Source organism: Streptomyces sp. ML-6 (genome assembly GCF_030116705.1).
In the GTDB taxonomy this organism is placed as follows: domain Bacteria; phylum Actinomycetota; class Actinomycetes; order Streptomycetales; family Streptomycetaceae; genus Streptomyces.
In genome coordinates this window covers 3,885,627-3,903,675 of sequence record NZ_JAOTIK010000001.1, presented here as the reverse complement: position 1 = coordinate 3,903,675, position 18,049 = coordinate 3,885,627, and the positions used below count along the sequence as shown (strand labels likewise).

Sequence of the window (18,049 nt, the reverse complement as noted above, 5' to 3'; positions counted from 1 at the left end):
GCAGCAGCCATCGACAACTCGACCTGGTCACGGTACGCGCGGCTACGCCATCCGGTCAAACCGGCTCCTCGATACCCGCCACTGTGCACAGCCTGTGGACAACAACTTGAACGACGCGGGTCGCCCTGACTACCGTGGCTGGGCTCCGGTGCTTTTTCTTCCTGCCTGCCGGTCCTCACCCATCCCGAACCATCCCGTCCCGAGAACCACACATTCGTGGGACCAGCGAGAAAGCGTGCCCTGTGGCTGACGTACCTGCCGATCTTGCCGCAGTGTGGCCACGCGTGCTGGAACAACTCCTCGGGGAGGGCCAGCAGGGCATCGAGCCGAAGGACAAGCAGTGGATCGAGCGCTGCCAGCCGCTCGCGCTGGTGGCCGACACCGCCCTGCTCGCCGTCCCCAATGAATGGGGCAAGCGCGTCCTGGAGGGCCGGCTCGCGCCGCTCATCAGCGAGACGCTGAGCCGGGAATGCGGCCGCCCGATCCGCATCGCGATCACCGTCGACGACTCCGCGGGCGAGCCCCCGAGCCCGCCCGCACCGCCGATGCACCAGTCCCCGCAGCCCCAGCAGCACCGCTACCCGGGCCAGCAGCACGACGAGCGGCAGCACAACGACGCGTACGACGGATACGGGCACCGGCCCTCGGACGACGGCATGCCGACCGCACGGCCGGCCTACCCCGACTACCAGCAGCAGCGCCCCGAGCCCGGCGCCTGGCCGCGCACCCAGGAGGACCTCTCCTGGCAGCAGCCCCGGCTCGGCGGGTTCCAGGACCGCGAGGGCGCCACGGAGCAGTGGCGCGAGCCGTACGCGGGGGGCCGCCCCCAGCAGCCGCAGCACGACTACCGTCCGCAGCCGCCCGAGCGCCAGGGCTACGAACCGCAGCGCCCCGAGCTGCCCGAGCCCCAGCACCAGCACCGCCAGGGCGGCGCCGGCACCGGGCGGCCCGGCGGCGGGGGCCCGATGGGTTCGCAGCCCGCAGCCACACCCGGCCCCGGCGAACCGGCGGCCCGGCTGAACCCGAAGTACCTCTTCGACACCTTCGTCATCGGCGCGTCCAACCGGTTCGCGCACGCCGCCGCCGTCGCGGTCGCCGAGGCACCCGCCAAGGCGTACAACCCGCTCTTCATCTACGGGGAGTCCGGGCTCGGCAAGACCCACCTGCTGCACGCCATCGGGCATTACGCCCGCAGCCTCTACCCGGGCACCCGGGTGCGGTACGTGAGCTCCGAGGAGTTCACCAACGAGTTCATCAACTCGATCCGCGACGGCAAGGGCGACACCTTCCGCAAGCGCTACCGCGACGTGGACATCCTGCTGGTCGACGACATCCAGTTCCTGGCGAGCAAGGAGTCGACGCAGGAGGAGTTCTTCCACACCTTCAACACGCTCCACAACGCCAACAAGCAGATCGTGCTCTCCTCGGACCGGCCGCCCAAGCAGCTGGTGACCCTGGAGGACCGGTTGCGCAACCGGTTCGAGTGGGGTCTGACCACCGATGTGCAGCCGCCGGAGCTGGAGACGCGGATCGCGATCCTCCGCAAGAAGGCAGTGCAGGAGCAGCTCAACGCCCCGCCGGAAGTACTGGAGTTCATCGCCTCCCGCATCTCCCGGAACATCCGGGAGCTGGAGGGGGCGCTGATCCGGGTCACGGCCTTCGCCAGCCTCAACCGCCAGCCGGTGGATCTCGGGCTGACCGAACACGTACTGAAGGACCTGATCCCGGGCGGCGAGGACTCGGCGCCGGAGATCACGGCGACGGCCATCATGGCGGCGACCGCGGACTACTTCGGCCTGACGGTGGACGACCTCTGCGGAACGTCGCGCAGCCGGGTGCTGGTGACGGCGCGCCAGATCGCCATGTACCTCTGCCGGGAGCTCACCGACCTCTCGCTGCCCAAGATCGGCGCGCAGTTCGGCGGCCGCGACCATACGACGGTGATGCACGCGGACCGGAAGATCCGCGCGCTGATGGCGGAGCGGCGTTCCATCTACAACCAGGTCACCGAGCTCACCAACCGCATCAAGAACGGCTGACGGACCACGCGCAGACGGGCGCGACCGCCTGCGCGGCGCGCTGCGCCCCACGCTCCGTTCCCCCGCGCTCCATACGCGTCACGAAGGCGCCCGGGGACCCCTCAGCAGGGTTCCCCGGGCGCCTTTGTAGTTCCCGGCCCGCCCCGTGCATGGCCAACCGCTCCCGCGTGCCCCGGCCCCGGAGCCACGTCCCGCCCAGGCTGCTCGCCCAGCCCCGGAGCCACACCCCGGAATCACACCCCGCCCGGGCTGCTCGCCCCGCCCGCCCCGAATGCTCCCGCGTCTTCGCCCAGGGCCGTCCTGCGCCGGGCTCGAACCCCTCGGAACCTCCTGTGGAACCCCCGCAGGGCCGTCTCCACGACGGCTCCGGACCCCTGCCCGGCCCCTTCTCCGGGGCTTCGGCGACACCTCGGTGTTCGAATACCTGCCGCCGACCTGCTGTTCTCCACAGATCTGGGCAGTTTTTCCCCTCCACAGCCTGGGGATCCGGAAGTTGTCCATATTGCTTCCACAGGGGCGACTGCCGATACTCCATCAGGCCAGGTCACAACCCTGGGGATTTGTGGCCAACAATAATCCACAGCCTGTGGACAAACTATTCGTCCACAGGCCGCCAATGATGTTGTCCACCGGTGACCCACAGGCACGCCCTCGTTGTCCCCAACTTCCTCGAGCTTCTCCACACCTCTGTCCACTGTTCGGCAACGCGACACCGCTCGTCACCGCGCCGAGTGAAAGGCGTCACACCAAGAGGGTCGGTTGGGCTGTGGGGAACCTGGGTAAAACTGGGGACGGCCCTGGGGAGAAAGTGCCCTGCCCTGTGCATGGGGTGTGCAGAACTTTCGGGAATCCACAGAAGCACCGTGTTGTCCACCGGTGCCGCCCACAGGAGCAGTGGACAAAAAACTGGGTCTGACCTGCGGCAACGAGGTTATCCACGGTTTCCACAGGCCCTACTACTACTGCCGACTAGAGTTAGCTCGGAATCCGCTTCGAAGTGGGGGCTGTGCACAACTCGGGGCCGGAGCGCTCCGGGCCTCTTGTCGCGACTTGACCCCGAGCAGCACCGAGTGTCGGTGCCGTACGTCAGACTGGTTCCCGGCGTCCTCCCTCCCCAGTCGGCGGGAGACCCGATCCAGACGACGAAGGCCAGCAGGGCGAGCGAGCAACAGCAGGAGGCGGTTCCGGTGAAGATCCGGGTGGAGCGCGATGTACTCGCGGAGGCTGTGGCCTGGGTGGCCCGTAGCCTCCCGGCCCGTCCGCCGGCGCCCGTTCTCGCGGGCCTTCTGCTGAAGGCCGAGGACGGCGCCCTCAGCTTCTCCAGCTTCGACTACGAGGTGTCGGCCCGGGTCTCGGTGGACGCCGAGGTCGAGGAGGACGGCACGGTGCTCGTCTCCGGCCGGCTGCTCGCCGACATCTGCCGCGCCCTCCCCAACCGTCCGGTGGAGATTTCCACAGACGGTGTACGGGCGACCGTGGTCTGCGGCTCCTCGCGGTTCACCCTCCACACCCTTCCTGTGGAGGAGTACCCGGCGCTGCCGGAGATGCCGACCGCCACGGGCACCGTCCCCGGTGAGGTCTTCGCCTCCGCCGCCGCCCAGGTCGCCATCGCCGCAGGCCGTGACGACACGCTGCCGGTGCTGACCGGTGTGCGCATCGAGATCGAGGGCGACACGGTCACCCTGGCCTCCACCGACCGCTACCGCTTCGCGGTCCGCGAGTTCCTCTGGAAGCCGGAGAACCCGGACGCCTCGGCCGTCGCCCTGGTGCCCGCCAAGACGCTGCTGGACACCGCCAAAGCCCTGACCAGCGGTAACACGGTGACCCTGGCGCTCTCCGGCTCGGGTGCCGGTGAGGGCCTGATCGGTTTCGAGGGGGCAGGCCGGCGGACCACCACGCGACTGCTCGAGGGCGACCTGCCGAAGTACCGCACGCTGTTCCCCACCGAGTTCAACTCGGTCGCGGTCATCGAGACCGCCCCGTTCGTCGAGGCCGTCAAGCGTGTGGCCCTCGTCGCCGAGCGGAACACCCCGGTGCGGCTCAGCTTCGAGCAGGGCGTGCTGATCCTGGAGGCGGGTTCCAGCGACGACGCACAGGCTGTGGAGCGGGTCGACGCGGTGCTGGAGGGCGAGGACATCTCGATCGCCTTCAACCCGACCTTCCTGCTGGACGGGCTCAGCGCGATCGACTCCCCGGTCGCCCAGCTCTCCTTCACGACGTCCACGAAGCCCGCGCTGCTCAGCGGCCGCCCGGCCGTGGACGCCGAGGCGGACGAGGCCTACAAGTACCTGATCATGCCGGTCCGCCTTTCCGGCTGACCTCGCGGCCGGGCCCGGACGGGGTCTGTCACGGCAGTCCCGACGGGCCCGCCCGGCACCGGGCGGGCCCGTCGGGCCGTCCGGCGGTCTGTCCCGGCGGTCCGTCCCCGGCCGGGCGTAGGCTCGACTCCGGGTACGAATCGGCACAACGCTTAAGGAATCTCTGATGGAGCTCGGTCTCGTCGGCCTCGGCAAGATGGGCGGCAACATGCGCGAGCGCATCCGCCGCGCAGGCCACACCGTCATCGGTTACGACCGCAACCCGGACGTCTCCGATGTCCACAGTCTCGAAGAGCTCGTGGGCAAGCTGAAGGGCCCCCGGGTCGTCTGGGTGATGGTTCCGGCCGGCGCCCCGACCCAGGCCACCATCGACGAGCTGGCCGGTCTCCTGTCGCCCGGCGACGTCGTCGTGGACGGCGGGAACTCCCGCTGGACCGACGACGAGAAGCACGCCGTCGAGCTGGGCATCAAGGGCATCGGCTTCGTGGACTGCGGAGTCTCCGGCGGGGTCTGGGGCCTGGAGAACGGCTACGCGCTCATGTACGGCGGCGACGCCGAGAACGTGGCGAAGGTCCAGCCGGTCTTCGACGCGCTGAAGCCCGAGGGCGACTTCGGTTCCGTCCACGCGGGCAAGGTCGGCGCCGGTCACTTTGCGAAGATGGTCCACAACGGCATCGAGTACGCCATGATGCAGGCCTACGCCGAGGGCTGGGAGCTCCTGGAGAAGGTCGACTCCGTCACCGACGTGCGCGAGGTCTTCCGGTCCTGGCAGGAGGGCACGGTCATCCGTTCCTGGCTGCTCGACCTGGCGGTCAACGCGCTGGACGACGACGAGCACCTGGACAAGCTCCGCGGTTACGCCGCGGACTCCGGCGAGGGCCGGTGGACGGTGGAGGCCGCGATCGACAACGCGGTGCCGCTGCCCGCGATCACGGCGTCGCTCTTCGCGCGGTTCGCCTCGCGCCAGGAGGACTCCCCGCAGATGAAGATGATCGCCGCGCTGCGCAACCAGTTCGGTGGCCACGCGGTCGAGAGCAAGAAGTAGCCGCACGGGAAGCGGCCGGACCTGGCGTCCGGCCCCTCCACGAAGCACGGAGCAGGAAGCCGGAAAGGTCGGCGTACACCATGCATGTCACGCATCTCTCGCTGGCCGATTTCCGCTCGTACGCCCGGGTCGAGGTGCCTCTCGATCCGGGCGTCACCGTGTTCGTGGGGGCCAACGGCCAGGGCAAGACGAACCTGGTCGAGGCGGTCGGTTATCTCGCGACGCTCGGCAGCCACCGGGTCTCCTCCGACGCCCCGCTGGTGCGGATGGGCGCGGAGCGGGCTGTCGTACGGGCCGCCGTGACCCAGGGAGAGCGTTCTCAGCTGATCGAGCTGGAGCTCAATCCCGGCCGGGCCAATCGGGCCCGCATCAATAGATCGTCGCAGGTCAGACCGCGTGATGTGCTGGGGATAGTGCGGTCTGTGCTGTTCGCGCCGGAGGATCTGGCGCTGGTCAAGGGCGACCCTGGGGAGCGCCGGCGCTTCCTCGACGAACTGATCACGGCGCGGTCGCCGCGGATGGCGGGGGTGCGCTCGGACTACGAGCGGGTGCTGAAGCAGCGCAACACCCTGTTGAAGTCGGCGGCGATGGCACGTCGGCACGGCGGCCGGTCGATGGACCTGTCCACGCTGGACGTGTGGGACCAGCACCTGGGCCGGGTGGGCGCGGAGCTGCTGGCGCAGCGGCTGGATCTGATCGCCACCCTGCAGCCGCTGACGGACAAGGCGTACGGGGACGTCGCGCCGGGCGGCGGCCCGGTGGCGCTGGAGTACCGCAGCTCGGTCGGGGCGGACGTGGGGTCGGCCGGTGGCCGCGAGGAGCTGTACGAGCGGCTGATCGCCGCCCTGGCGGACGTGCGCAAGCAGGAGATCGAACGGGGCGTGACGCTGGTCGGCCCGCACCGCGACGACGTGCTGCTGGGGCTGCGGGGGATGCCGGCCAAGGGGTACGCGAGCCACGGCGAGTCCTGGTCGTACGCGCTGGCGCTGCGGCTGGCCTCGTACGAGCTGCTGCGCGGCGAGGGCAACGAGCCGGTGCTGGTGCTCGACGACGTCTTCGCGGAGCTGGACGCGCGGCGCCGCGAGCGGCTGGCCGAGCTGGTGGCCCCGGGCGAGCAGGTGCTGGTGACGGCCGCGGTGGACGACGACGTCCCGGGGGTGCTGGCGGGGGCGCGGTACGCGGTGTCCGCGGGGGCGGTGGAGCGGCTGTGAGCGGCTTCGGCGAGATGCCGGGCGCGGCCGGTGAGCCGGCGCGGGAGCATCCCGGCGGGAGGAGCGGGAAGAGCGTGCCGGAGCCGTCGGGGGTCGACCTGGCACGGGTGGCGCTGCGCGCGGCGAAGGAGCAGGCGCGGGCGCGGGGCGCAGCGGCGCAGCAGAGGAAACAGGCCAGGCGGGGTGGCGGCCTGCGGTCGGGGGCGAGGGCGGACGGGCGTGATCCGCTGCCGCTGGGCGCGGCGATCAACCGGCTGATCACCGAGCGGGGCTGGGAGACGCCCGCGGCGGTGGGCGGGGTGATGGGGCGCTGGCCGCAGATCGTCGGTGAGGATCTGGCCAAGCACTGCGTGCCGCTGCGGTACGACGAGGAGCCGGACGAGCGGGTGCTCACGGTGCAGTGCGATTCGACGGCGTGGGCGACGCAGCTGCGGTTGCTGGCGCCCCAGCTGGTGGCCCGGCTGAACGCGGACCTGGGGCACGGCACGGTCAGGTTGATCAAGGTGCTGGGGCCGGGCGGCCCGCAGCGCAGGTTCGGTCCGCTGCGGGCGCCGGGGAGCATCGGCCCGGGCGACACCTACGGCTGACCTGCACTTCTGCCTGCCTCCGGGCTTTTCGGGGGCCTGTTCCCGGGCCGTTCCCGGGCTCTTCGCGGCGCTGTTTCCGGTACCGGTGCGGGGCCGTCGTGGCCCCGTGCGGCCCGGGTGCGAGGGGGCCCGCCGGACTGGCGCCGGGGGGTGTGCGGCGGCCGGATCCGGGTGGGGAGAGTGGGGCGTCCCTCACGGTAGCGGGAGGTTGACAGGCCGAAGCGCTCAAGGCCCGCGTGAGCCGCTTGAGGCACCATCCTGAATATGGGGAGTCGTCAGCCGCTCGTTGAGGGCGGCACATGCGGACTCAGGTACCCGCAAACCCCCATTCATGTCAGCGCTACCGGTAGACTGGTGAACAATCCCGCATCCTTGCGGGAGTCGTCGATTACAAGCCGAACGACGCAGCCGCTCCCGTTTGCCCGGAGAACGGCCTGTGCTGTGCCAGAAAGGGCGCTTCGTGGCCGATTCCGGCAACCCCAACGAGAACATTCCGTCCGTACCCGGTGAGGATGCCGAGGCCGCCGCCATGGGCGAGACCTCCGGCACCGGCGAGGCGTCCGCCTCGTACGACGCCAGCGCGATCACCGTCCTGGAGGGCCTGGACGCGGTCCGCAAGCGACCCGGCATGTACATCGGCTCGACCGGTGAGCGCGGCCTCCACCACCTCGTGTACGAGGTCGTCGACAACTCGGTCGACGAGGCCCTGGCCGGGCACGCGGACACGATCGACGTCACGATCCTCGCCGACGGCGGGGTCCGCGTGATCGACAACGGCCGCGGCATCCCGGTCGGCATCGTGCCGTCGGAGAAGAAGCCCGCGGTCGAGGTCGTGCTGACGGTGCTGCACGCCGGCGGCAAGTTCGGAGGGGGCGGCTACGCGGTCTCCGGCGGTCTGCACGGCGTCGGCGTCTCCGTCGTCAACGCCCTGTCCACGCGGGTGGCCGTCGAGGTCAGGACGGACGGCTACCGCTGGACGCAGGACTACAAGCTCGGTGTCCCCACCGCCCCGCTGGCCCGCAACGAGGCCACCGAGGAGACGGGCACGTCCGTCACCTTCTGGGCCGACGGGGACATCTTCGAGACGACCGAGTACTCCTTCGAGACCCTGTCGCGCCGCTTCCAGGAGATGGCGTTCCTCAACAAGGGCCTGACGATCAGGCTCACCGACGAGCGCGAGTCGGCGAAGGCGACGCTGGGCGCGGATGTCGCCGAGGTGGCCGAGGGCGCCGAGACGGAGCAGGTCCGCACGGTCACGTACCACTACGAGGGCGGCATCGTCGACTTCGTGAAGTACCTCAACTCCCGCAAGGGCGACGTCATTCACCAGTCGGTGATCGACATCGAGGCCGAGGACAAGGAGCGTCTGCTCTCGGCCGAGATCGCCATGCAGTGGAACACGCAGTACAGCGAGGGCGTCTACTCCTTCGCGAACACGATCCACACGCATGAGGGCGGTACCCACGAGGAGGGCTTCCGCGCCGCGCTGACTACGCTGGTCAACAAGTACGCGCGGGACAAGAAGCTGCTGCGCGAGAAGGACGACAACCTCACGGGCGACGACATCCGCGAGGGTCTGACGGCGATCATCTCGGTGAAGCTGGGCGAGCCGCAGTTCGAGGGGCAGACGAAGACCAAGCTGGGCAACACGGAGGCGAAGACCTTCGTCCAGAAGGTGGTCCACGAGCACCTCACGGACTGGTTCGACCGCAACCCGAACGAGGCCGCCGACATCGTCCGCAAGGGCATCGCGGCGGCCACCGCGCGGGTGGCGGCCCGCAAGGCGCGCGACCTGACCCGTCGCAAGGGGCTGCTGGAGAGCGCCTCGCTGCCGGGCAAGCTGAGCGACTGCCAGTCCAACGACCCGACGAAGTGCGAGATCTTCATCGTCGAGGGCGACTCCGCCGGTGGTTCGGCGAAGTCCGGCCGCAACCCGATGTACCAGGCGATCCTGCCGATCCGCGGCAAGATCCTGAACGTCGAGAAGGCCCGGGTCGACAAGATCCTGCAGAACACCGAGGTCCAGGCGCTGATCTCGGCCTTCGGCACCGGGGTCCACGAGGACTTCGACATCGAGAAGCTCCGCTATCACAAGATCATCCTGATGGCGGACGCCGATGTCGACGGTCAGCACATCAACACCCTGCTGCTGACGTTCCTCTTCCGCTTCATGCGTCCGCTGGTCGAGGCCGGGCACGTGTACCTCTCCCGCCCGCCGCTCTACAAGATCAAGTGGGGCCGGGACGACTTCGAGTACGCGTACTCGGACCGGGAGCGCGACGCCCTGGTCGAGCTGGGCAAGCAGAACGGCAAGCGGATCAAGGAAGACTCGATCCAGCGCTTCAAGGGTCTCGGCGAGATGAACGCCGAGGAGCTGCGCGTCACCACGATGGACGTCGACCACCGGGTGCTCGGCCAGGTCACGCTGGACGACGCGGCGCAGGCCGACGACCTCTTCTCGGTGCTGATGGGCGAGGACGTCGAGGCGCGGCGCTCGTTCATCCAGCGCAACGCCAAGGACGTCCGCTTCCTCGACATCTGAGTCGGCCGCACCAGCCAAGCCGCCGCTCGAAAGGACTTTGACCAGCAATGGCCGACGAGAACACCCCTGTGACACCCGAAGAGGAGCCCGCCGTCGCCGGTGTGGGCATGCGTGTCGAGCCCGTGGGGCTCGAGACGGAGATGCAGCGCTCCTACCTCGACTACGCGATGTCCGTGATCGTCTCGCGTGCGCTGCCGGACGTGCGGGACGGCCTCAAGCCCGTCCACCGCCGGGTGCTGTACGCGATGTACGACGGCGGCTACCGGCCCGAGAAGGGCTTCTACAAGTGCGCCCGCGTCGTCGGCGACGTCATGGGCACGTACCACCCGCACGGCGACTCCTCGATCTACGATGCCCTGGTCCGCCTGGCGCAGCCGTGGTCGATGCGGATGCCGCTGGTGGACTCCAACGGCAACTTCGGTTCCCCGGGCAACGACCCGGCCGCGGCCATGCGGTACACCGAGTGCAAGATGATGCCGCTGTCCATGGAGATGGTCCGGGACATCGACGAGGAGACCGTCGACTTCCAGGACAACTACGACGGCCGCAACCAGGAGCCGACGGTCCTGCCGGCGCGGTTCCCGAACCTGCTGGTCAACGGTTCGGCGGGCATCGCGGTCGGCATGGCGACCAACATTCCGCCGCACAACCTGCGCGAGGTCGCGGACGGCGCGCAGTGGTACCTGGAGCACCCGGAGGCCTCGCAGGAGGAGCTCCTGGACGCGCTGATCGAGCGGATCAAGGGGCCGGACTTCCCGACCGGCGCGCTCGTGGTGGGCCGCAAGGGCATCGAGGAGGCGTACCGCACGGGCCGCGGCTCGATCACGATGCGCGCGGTGGTCGCGGTCGAGGAGGTCCAGAACCGGCAGTGCCTGGTCGTCACGGAGCTTCCGTACCAGACCAACCCGGACAACCTGGCGCAGAAGATCGCCGACCTGGTGAAGGACGGCAAGATCGGCGGGATCGCCGACGTCCGTGACGAGACCTCCTCGCGCACCGGCCAGCGCCTGGTCGTCGTGCTGAAGCGGGACGCGGTCGCCAAGGTCGTCCTGAACAACCTGTACAAGCACACCGATCTGCAGACCAACTTCGGCGCCAACATGCTGGCGCTGGTCGACGGCGTGCCGCGCACCCTCTCGATCGACGCGTTCATCCGGCACTGGGTGACGCACCAGATCGAGGTCATCGTCCGGCGCACGCGCTTCAGGCTGCGCAAGGCGGAGGAGCGGGCGCACATCCTGCGCGGCCTGCTCAAGGCCCTGGACGCGATCGACGAGGTCATCGCGCTCATCCGCAGCAGCCAGACGGTCGAGGTGGCGCGCGAGGGCCTGATGGGCCTGCTGGAGATCGACGAGCTCCAGGCGAACGCGATCCTGGAGATGCAGCTGCGCCGGCTGGCCGCGCTGGAGCACCAGAAGATCACGGCGGAGCACGACGAGCTCCAGGCGAAGATCAACGAGTACAACGCGATCCTGGTGTCGCCCGAGCGGCAGCGGCAGATCGTCAGCGAGGAACTGGCGGCGCTCGTCGAGAAGTTCGGCGACGACCGGCGTTCCAAGCTGGTGCCCTTCGAGGGCGACATGTCCATCGAGGACCTGATCGCCGAGGAGGACATCGTCGTCACGATCACGCGCGGCGGCTATGTGAAGCGCACGAAGACGGACGACTACCGCTCGCAGAAGCGCGGCGGCAAGGGCGTGCGGGGCACGAAGCTCAAGGAAGACGACATCGTCGACCACTTCTTCGTGTCGACGACCCACCACTGGTTGCTGTTCTTCACCAACAAGGGCCGGGTGTACCGGGCGAAGGCGTACGAGCTGCCGGATGCCGGCCGGGACGCCCGCGGTCAGCACGTCGCCAACCTGCTGGCCTTCCAGCCGGACGAGCGGATCGCCCAGATCCTGGCGATCCGCGACTACGAGGCCGCGCCGTACCTGATCCTGGCCACGAAGGGCGGTCTGGTGAAGAAGACCGCGCTGAAGGACTACGACTCGCCCCGTTCCGGCGGTGTCATCGCCATCAACCTGCGGGAGACGGCGGACGGCGCCGAGGGCACGGCCGACGAGCTGATCGGCGCGGAGCTGGTCTCGGCCGAGGACGACCTGCTGCTCATCAGCAAGAAGGCCCAGTCGATCAGGTTCACTGCGACGGACGACGCGCTGCGCCCGATGGGCCGTGCGACCTCGGGTGTCAAGGGCATGAGTTTCCGCGAGGGCGACGAACTGCTCTCGATGAATGTTGTCCGGCCCGGTACGTTCGTGTTCACTGCCACCGACGGCGGGTACGCGAAGCGGACCCCCGTCGACGAGTACCGCGTCCAGGGCCGCGGCGGTCTGGGCATCAAGGCCGCCAAGATCGTGGAGGACCGGGGTTCGCTGGTCGGCGCGCTGGTGGTCGAGGAGTCGGACGAGATCCTCGCCATCACGCTCGGCGGTGGTGTGATTCGTACGCGAGTCAATGAAGTCAGGGAGACGGGCCGTGACACCATGGGCGTCCAACTGATCAACCTGGGCAAGCGGGATGCCGTCGTGGGCATCGCGCGCAATGCCGAAGCCGAGGCCGAAGAGGCCGACGAGGCCGAGGGGTCCGAGGACGCCGGGGCCGCGACGGCGGAGGCCGCCGAGGGCAATGTCGAAGGCACGGCGCCTTCGGCCGGGGAGCACGAGGAGTAGAGCGTGAGTGGAGCCACGGGCGCCGGTTCGGCCGCTTCCGGAACGAACGGTGCCCGTGGCCCTGCCACGGACTCCCAAGGGGGCACTGTGACGGACACCCGGGGGCCTCAGCCCCAGTACGAGGGTTACGCGGCCGGGCCGTTGCCCGGCGAGCGCGCACCCGCGCCGGGGCAGGCGAGCGGGCCGTACCACCCGCCGCAGGCGTACCCCTCGCCCGCGGGCGGGACGCAGGGCGGCGCAGGGGGTGCCGGAGGCGCGCAGGCGGCCCGCCGGCCGCGCACGGGGGCGCGGACGACCCCGCGCACCCGCAAGGCCCGTCTGCGGGTGGCCAAGGCCGACCCGTGGTCGGTGATGAAGGTCAGCTTCCTGCTGTCCATCGCGCTGGGCATCTGCACGGTGGTGGCGGCGGCGGTGCTGTGGATGGTGATGGACGCGATGGGCGTCTTCTCCACCGTGGGCGGCACGATCAGCGAGGCCACCGGTTCCAACGAGAGCAACGGGTTCGACCTCCAGTCGTTCCTGTCGCTGCCGAGGGTGCTGATCTTCACCTCGGTCATCGCGGTGATCGACGTGGTTCTGGCGACCGCGCTGGCGACGCTCGGGGCCTTCATCTACAACCTGTCGGCGGGTTTCGTGGGCGGTGTCGAGCTGACGCTGGCCGAGGACGAGTAGGGCGCGGGGTATCGATTTTGGGACTGGCCCCGACGTGCGCTAATCTTCAGATGTCAGCGCGCAGCGCGGCGGGGCTATAGCTCAGTTGGTTAGAGCGCATCCCTGATAAGGATGAGGCCACAGGTTCAAATCCTGTTAGCCCCACAATGACGACGTAAGGCCCGTATCTCCTCGGAGATACGGGCCTTACGCGTTGTGGGATCAGTGCGCCGTCGTCCTGCCGGCCGTGCGGGCAGGAGGGGGGCGGGAGTTGTGGGGGCGGGGCCGGGCCGGTCGGGGGGAGCGGACCGGCCTCTGGGTGCTTCCGGGCCCCTGGGCGGGGTGGGCCGGGAGGCCCGGTGTGCGGGCCGCAGGGGCATGAAGAAGCCCCCGGGGCGGGGCCGGGGGCTCGGGGGCGTCGGTCGTGCGGTGTGCGGTCGTCACGGTGGGAGGAGGGCCGCGTTCCCCGTCGGGGCTGCGGGGGCGGTGCGGGCGAGACGGTCGGTGCGCGGGGTGCCTTCGGTCTTCACCGTGCCACCGGTGTTCGTGGTGCTGCTGGTGTTCGTGGTGCTCGCAGTGTTTACGGCGCTCGCGGTACTCGCGATGTTGCCGGCGCTCGCGGTGTCGCGGGAGTCCGTGGCGTTGCCGGTGCTTGTGGTGTTGCCGGTGCCCGTGGCGTCCTCGGTGTTCGCGGTGCCGTCGGACAGGTGGCGGGTGGCGGGCGAGGAGCCGTGTGCCTCGGCGCGGATGCGCTGCTTCATCGTGGGCGGCAGGGCCGTGTCACGCGGAAGGGCCCATCGCGCCGACGGGGTGGTCGCGGTTGCCGCGGTCGCACCCGTGTGCTCCTGGTTCGTGGTGGTCGGCTCCGCCGCACCGTTCTCCGTGGCCGCCGCCGTGGCGCCCATGAGGCCCAGTGCGGCGAGAAGCGCGAAGAAGGCGGTGATGAAGGCGGTCCAGATGCTCTTGGCCTTGAAGGTGCTCATGGCCCCTCACTTTCGGGTGGTCCGGTTTGCTTGCCTTTCCGATGATGTGTATGTGGCCTGCGATTTCCCGGACCCACGCCACCGATGCGCGGATCTTCAGATGAACACCACTCGTATGGTTCAACCGGCCCGTGCGAACACCCGACGGGCCGCAGGAGGCGGTCCGTCGGGGTGTCGGCGAGGGTGTCGGCGGGGTCTCCGCGGGGCGGGCGGTCCCCGGAAGATCGCTTTCCCGGAGGCACCGGTTGGGCCGCGGGCAGGTCACCGGTTGATATCGGTCGGTGTGTATAGTCGGGCGGCAGAAGTCCCCTACGTCAAGGAAAGACGAGGTCGCGCGGTGAAGAAGCTTCTCCTGGTCGCACTGGCCGCCATCGGCGGGCTCCTCGTGTACCGCCAGATCCAGGCGGATCGCGCCGAGCAGGATCTGTGGACGGAGGCGACTGACTCCGTGCCCGCAGGTTCGGGTGTGTGAGACAAGAACAGCCTGATTGCGGGCCCCGGTCGCTGAGCGGCCGGGGCTTCGTGCTGTTGCGGGACCGTGACGCCCGTGTTCTTGAGTTCGCCTGCGCAAATCAATAAGTTGCTTGAGCAAAACAGCTGGGTTTTCGGGCGAGGGGGCACGGGGTGGAGACATGGGACCGGTCGAGGGGGCGCCGTCGTCGCGGCGCGGTCGCGGGGGTGTGGACCGGGGCGGTGCTGCTCGCCCTGGGAGCGGGGGCGCCGCCGGTCGCGGCCGCATCCGCGGGCGGTGCGTTCGCGGCCCCGGAGGCGTCCGGGACCGGTACCGGCGACCCGTCGGGCAGTCTGGTCATGGTCCTCGACTCGTCCGGCTCCATGGCGGACGACGACGGCACGGGGCGCACCCGGATGGAGAGCGCCCGCGAGGCCGTCGGCACCGTCGTCGACGGCCTCCTCGACGGATATCCGACCGGACTGCGGGTGTACGGCGCCGACCGGGCCCGCGGCTGTACGGACACCAGGCTCGTGCGACCGGTGCGCGCACTCGACCGGGCGGCCGTGAAGCGGGCCGTGGCGGCCGTGCGGCCCAAGGGGGACACCCCCATCGGCCTGTCGCTGCAGAAGGCCGCAGAGGACCTTCCCCGGCCCTCGGACGGGGCCGTCGGCACCCGCACGATCCTGCTGGTCTCCGACGGCGAGGACAACTGCGGTGCGCCGGACCCCTGCGAGGTCGCCGAGCGGCTCGGCAAGGAGGGGGTCGGGCTGCGGATCGACACGGTGGGCTTCCAGGTGAGGGGCGCCGCCCGCGAACAGCTCGAATGCGTCGCGGCCGCGGGCAACGGCCGCTACTACGACGCCCCGGACGCGGACGCCCTGGCCCGGCAGCTGCAGCGGGCGGCGCAACTCTCCGCGGACGGCTACCGGTTGCGGGGCGAGCGGATCGAGGGGACGGCGACCCGGGAGGCGGCGCCCGCCCTCGCCCCCGGGCAGTACCTGGACACCATCGGTCCGGGCGAGACGCGGTACTACGCCGTCGAGCTGGACGCCGTCTCGACGGCGAACTTCTCGGCGACGGCGGTGCCGCAGCCCGGAACGGCCGTCGCCACCTTCGACGGCCTGCGCACCGCCGTCGTGCACGACGCCGGCGGCTTCTGCCAGTCGGAGAGCGCGTACTTCCGGCAGCCGGACGAGGGGGCGACCCCGCTGACCTCGGCGGTGGCCCGTATCCCTTCGGAGAAGGGAGAGGGAACCTGCGACCGGGCCGGCCGGTACTGGCTGGAGGTCGAGCGGAAGAGCGGTAAGGGCGGTGAGAGCGGGAAGAACCCGGACGCCGCGCGTTGGCCGCTCGAAATCGTCCACGGGGTGGAGGCGCCGCTGCGGAAGGGGGTCACCCCCGCCCAGTCGCGGCCGGAGTACGGCAGGGGCGGCGAGGACGCCGTGCTGCCCACCGGCGAGCCCGAGGACGTGCGGGGCGGAACCGGCTTCAACGACGCGAGGAGGATCGGCCGGGGCGTGTGGCGCGACCGCATCCTTCCGGCCCAGACCCTCTGGTACAAGGTCCCGGTCGGCTGGGGCCAGCAGGTGCGCTACGACGTGGAGTTCGGGAACGAGCCCACGGTGGGGCGGGTGGCCGCCACGCACTCGTACGGGGCGAGCCGGCTGTTCACGCCCGCCCGGTTCCCGGTCCCCGGGGGCGGCGAGTTCAGCCCGACGACGCCGTACAGCGGGCGTCCCGCGGTGATCCGGATGGGAGGCGTGCCGGTCGCCTGGACCAATCGCTACGAGTCCCCCTCCGCCGTCCGTCCCGTGCACGTCGGGGGCGACTTCTACATCTCGGTGACGCTGGGGGCGCAGGCCGCGGAGATCGCGGAGAACCCGCAGATCGGGCTGGTGCTGCGGGTGTCGGTGCTCGGGGACGAGCTGGCGGGCCCCGAGCACAACGCGCCCGTCGCGGCTAAGAAGTCGGACAAGGAGGGCAATTCGACCGGCGTCGGAGACAGCAGTGGTACGGGCGGGGCAGGATGGACCGGCATTGCGGCCGCTGTCGGGGCGGGCGCCGCGGTGGTGGTGGCCGTGGGGTTCGTGTTCGTGCGCGGGCGTCGCGGACGGGCCGCACGGACGACGAGGGGAAGCGCGTGATGAGGCAGCGCAACAGGGGCCGGGTGGCGCTGGCCGCGGTCGCGGCGATGTGCGCGGCGGCGGCGCTGCCGGGGCAGGCGTATGCGGCCGGGGAGGCCGGCGCGTACGCCTTCGACCCCGGGGCGAAGAAGATCGAGGGTGCGGAGGTCAGCACCGAGGCCCCGGCGCTGACGCCCGGATCGGTGTACCGGAGTTCGATCAAGCCCGGTGAGAAGCTCTACTACCGCCTGAACCTCGACGCGAAGACGAACGCCTACGTCTCGGCGGTCGCGGTGCCCGGGGGCGGCGGCCAGGTCGCCTACGGGGACGGCATCACGGTCAGCATCCGGGACAGCGCGGACCTGCAGTGCAGTTCGGAGGACGCGCGGTTCGAGTCGGCGGAGTTCCCGCGTCCGATCGCGGCGTACGCCCACCGGCTCGTGGAGAAGGACGGCAACACCTGCCAGGAGGCCGGGACGTACAACGTCCTGATCGAGCGGGAGAGCAAGGCGACGTCGACCCCCGACGCCTGGGAGCTGGAGCTGCGCTACGCGTCGGAGCCGCAGCTGAAGTCGGCCGGTTCGATGCCGACCGAGGCGCCGGACGACTGGCCGTCGGCCTCCCCCGTGCCGCCCACCGCCGCTCCGCAGAAACGGTCGGGCGGCACCAGCTACTACGACGCGACCGGCCTGGACACCGGCGAGTGGCAGGAGAAGGACGGCATCCGGCCGGGGCAGACCCTCTTCTACCGGATTCCGGTGGACTGGGGGCAGCAGGTCTTCGCCACCGCCGACCTGAGCAACAACAACGCCTCGGACGAGTACGTCAGCGGCGCGCTCACGATGTCCCTGGACAATCCGGCGCACGGTCACGTCGACTCCGCCTCGCCGCTGTCGTACTCCGGGAAGCCCGCGTCCATGTCGCTGGACCCGCTGCCCCCCGTGGCGTACGAGAACCGCCACGACTCCGACCGGAGCGTCAGCGCCATGCGGTTCGCCGGCTGGTACTACCTCTCGGTGACGCTCAACCCGAAGGTCGCGAAGGCGTACGGCGACAAGGCGATTCCGCTGACGCTCAGGATCAAGATCGAGGGGAAGGCCGGGAAGTCGCCGTACGCCGGGGACGCCGGTCCCTTCTCGGTCACGCAGGACGACAGGGACATGGCGAGGGACGGCAAGAGCACTCCCCAGGCCGCCGGCAGCGACCGGATGAAGCTGATCGGCGCGGCCGGGATCGGTACGGGTTCGGTGCTGGTGCTCGGGCTCGGCGTGTGGACGCTGCTGGCGCGGCGCCGCGCCCCGGCCGCACCGGCGGGCCCGGCCGGGGACGGGCAGTCGCCGTACGGAGGGCCGCCGCAGGCCTGGTAGCCGGTTGCGTACGACCCGGGCCGCTCTGCCCCGCCGGGAAAGAACCCGCCGGGGAAG

At 70.3% G+C, this 18,049-nt stretch carries 11 protein-coding genes, 1 tRNA gene and 1 pseudogene; 12 read left to right on the top strand and 1 reads right to left on the bottom strand.

The genetic code is table 11. The annotated features are described in order from the left end of the window. The first annotated feature begins 242 nt into the window (after positions 1–242). From dnaA to OCT49_RS17195, 9 genes are all read left to right on the top strand, one after another. A complete protein-coding gene (gene dnaA / locus OCT49_RS17235; RefSeq protein WP_283852778.1) occupies positions 243–2,039 on the top strand; it encodes a chromosomal replication initiator protein DnaA in 1,797 nt (598 codons plus the stop codon). A gap of 1,187 nt (positions 2,040–3,226) precedes the next feature. Next, positions 3,227–4,357 (top strand): DNA polymerase III subunit beta, encoded by a 1,131-nt coding sequence (dnaN, locus tag OCT49_RS17230; protein ID WP_283855828.1) that lies wholly within the window; start codon positions 3,227–3,229, stop codon positions 4,355–4,357. A 166-nt stretch (positions 4,358–4,523) separates the two neighbouring features. Further along, positions 4,524–5,402, top strand: coding sequence for a phosphogluconate dehydrogenase (NAD(+)-dependent, decarboxylating) (gene gnd / locus OCT49_RS17225; protein ID WP_283852777.1), 879 nt, complete (start codon positions 4,524–4,526; stop codon positions 5,400–5,402). Positions 5,403–5,482: 80 nt separating this feature from the next. Further along, the gene (gene recF / locus OCT49_RS17220) at positions 5,483–6,613 is read left to right on the top strand and encodes a DNA replication/repair protein RecF (protein WP_283852776.1); all 1,131 of its coding nucleotides are present in this window, start codon (positions 5,483–5,485) and stop codon (positions 6,611–6,613) included. A gap of 14 nt (positions 6,614–6,627) precedes the next feature. Then, a complete protein-coding gene (locus OCT49_RS17215) occupies positions 6,628–7,200 on the top strand; it encodes a DciA family protein (protein ID WP_283855827.1) in 573 nt (190 codons plus the stop codon). A 436-nt stretch (positions 7,201–7,636) separates the two neighbouring features. Further along, on the top strand, positions 7,637–9,742 hold the full coding sequence (gyrB, locus tag OCT49_RS17210; RefSeq protein WP_283852775.1) for a DNA topoisomerase (ATP-hydrolyzing) subunit B: 2,106 nt from the start codon (positions 7,637–7,639) through the stop codon (positions 9,740–9,742). 47 nt (positions 9,743–9,789) lie between these two features. After that, complete coding sequence (gene gyrA, locus OCT49_RS17205) at positions 9,790–12,414, top strand: DNA gyrase subunit A (protein ID WP_283852774.1); 2,625 nt, start codon at positions 9,790–9,792, stop codon at positions 12,412–12,414. Between the two features lie 87 nt (positions 12,415–12,501). After that, complete coding sequence (locus OCT49_RS17200; protein WP_283852773.1) at positions 12,502–13,086, top strand: DUF3566 domain-containing protein; 585 nt, start codon at positions 12,502–12,504, stop codon at positions 13,084–13,086. A gap of 70 nt (positions 13,087–13,156) precedes the next feature. Further along, positions 13,157–13,230 (top strand) — tRNA-Ile (locus OCT49_RS17195). 464 nt (positions 13,231–13,694) lie between these two features. Here the strand turns inward: OCT49_RS17195 and OCT49_RS17190 are convergent. Further along, a pseudogene (locus OCT49_RS17190) lies at positions 13,695–14,048 on the bottom strand (DUF6344 domain-containing protein); the annotation flags it as partial. Between the two features lie 337 nt (positions 14,049–14,385). Between OCT49_RS17190 and OCT49_RS17185 the strand changes: the two are divergent. The 3 genes from OCT49_RS17185 (at position 14,386) to OCT49_RS17175 (ending at position 17,992) form a co-directional block, all read left to right on the top strand. Beyond that, positions 14,386–14,520, top strand: a complete 135-nt coding sequence (locus OCT49_RS17185; protein ID WP_003958712.1) for a DLW-39 family protein — start codon at positions 14,386–14,388, stop codon at positions 14,518–14,520. A 224-nt stretch (positions 14,521–14,744) separates the two neighbouring features. Next, positions 14,745–16,646, top strand: coding sequence for a vWA domain-containing protein (locus OCT49_RS17180; RefSeq protein WP_283855826.1), 1,902 nt, complete (start codon positions 14,745–14,747; stop codon positions 16,644–16,646). Continuing rightward, complete coding sequence (locus tag OCT49_RS17175; RefSeq protein ID WP_283852772.1) at positions 16,646–17,992, top strand: hypothetical protein; 1,347 nt, start codon at positions 16,646–16,648, stop codon at positions 17,990–17,992. Before OCT49_RS17180 ends, OCT49_RS17175 begins: the two co-directional genes overlap by 1 nt. Positions 17,993–18,049 lie beyond the last annotated feature (57 nt).

Bases quoted from the DNA above. Each gene is read 5' to 3' on its own strand.
- gnd (WP_283852777.1), top strand. From the start codon at position 4,524: ATGGAGCTCGGTCTCGTCGGCCTCGGCAAGATGGGCGGCAACATGCGC.
- recF (WP_283852776.1), top strand. From the start codon at position 5,483: ATGCATGTCACGCATCTCTCGCTGGCCGATTTCCGCTCGTACGCCCGG.
- OCT49_RS17215 (WP_283855827.1), top strand. From the start codon at position 6,628: ATGCCGGGCGCGGCCGGTGAGCCGGCGCGGGAGCATCCCGGCGGGAGG.
- gyrA (WP_283852774.1), top strand. From the start codon at position 9,790: ATGGCCGACGAGAACACCCCTGTGACACCCGAAGAGGAGCCCGCCGTC.
- OCT49_RS17175 (WP_283852772.1), top strand. From the start codon at position 16,646: ATGAGGCAGCGCAACAGGGGCCGGGTGGCGCTGGCCGCGGTCGCGGCG.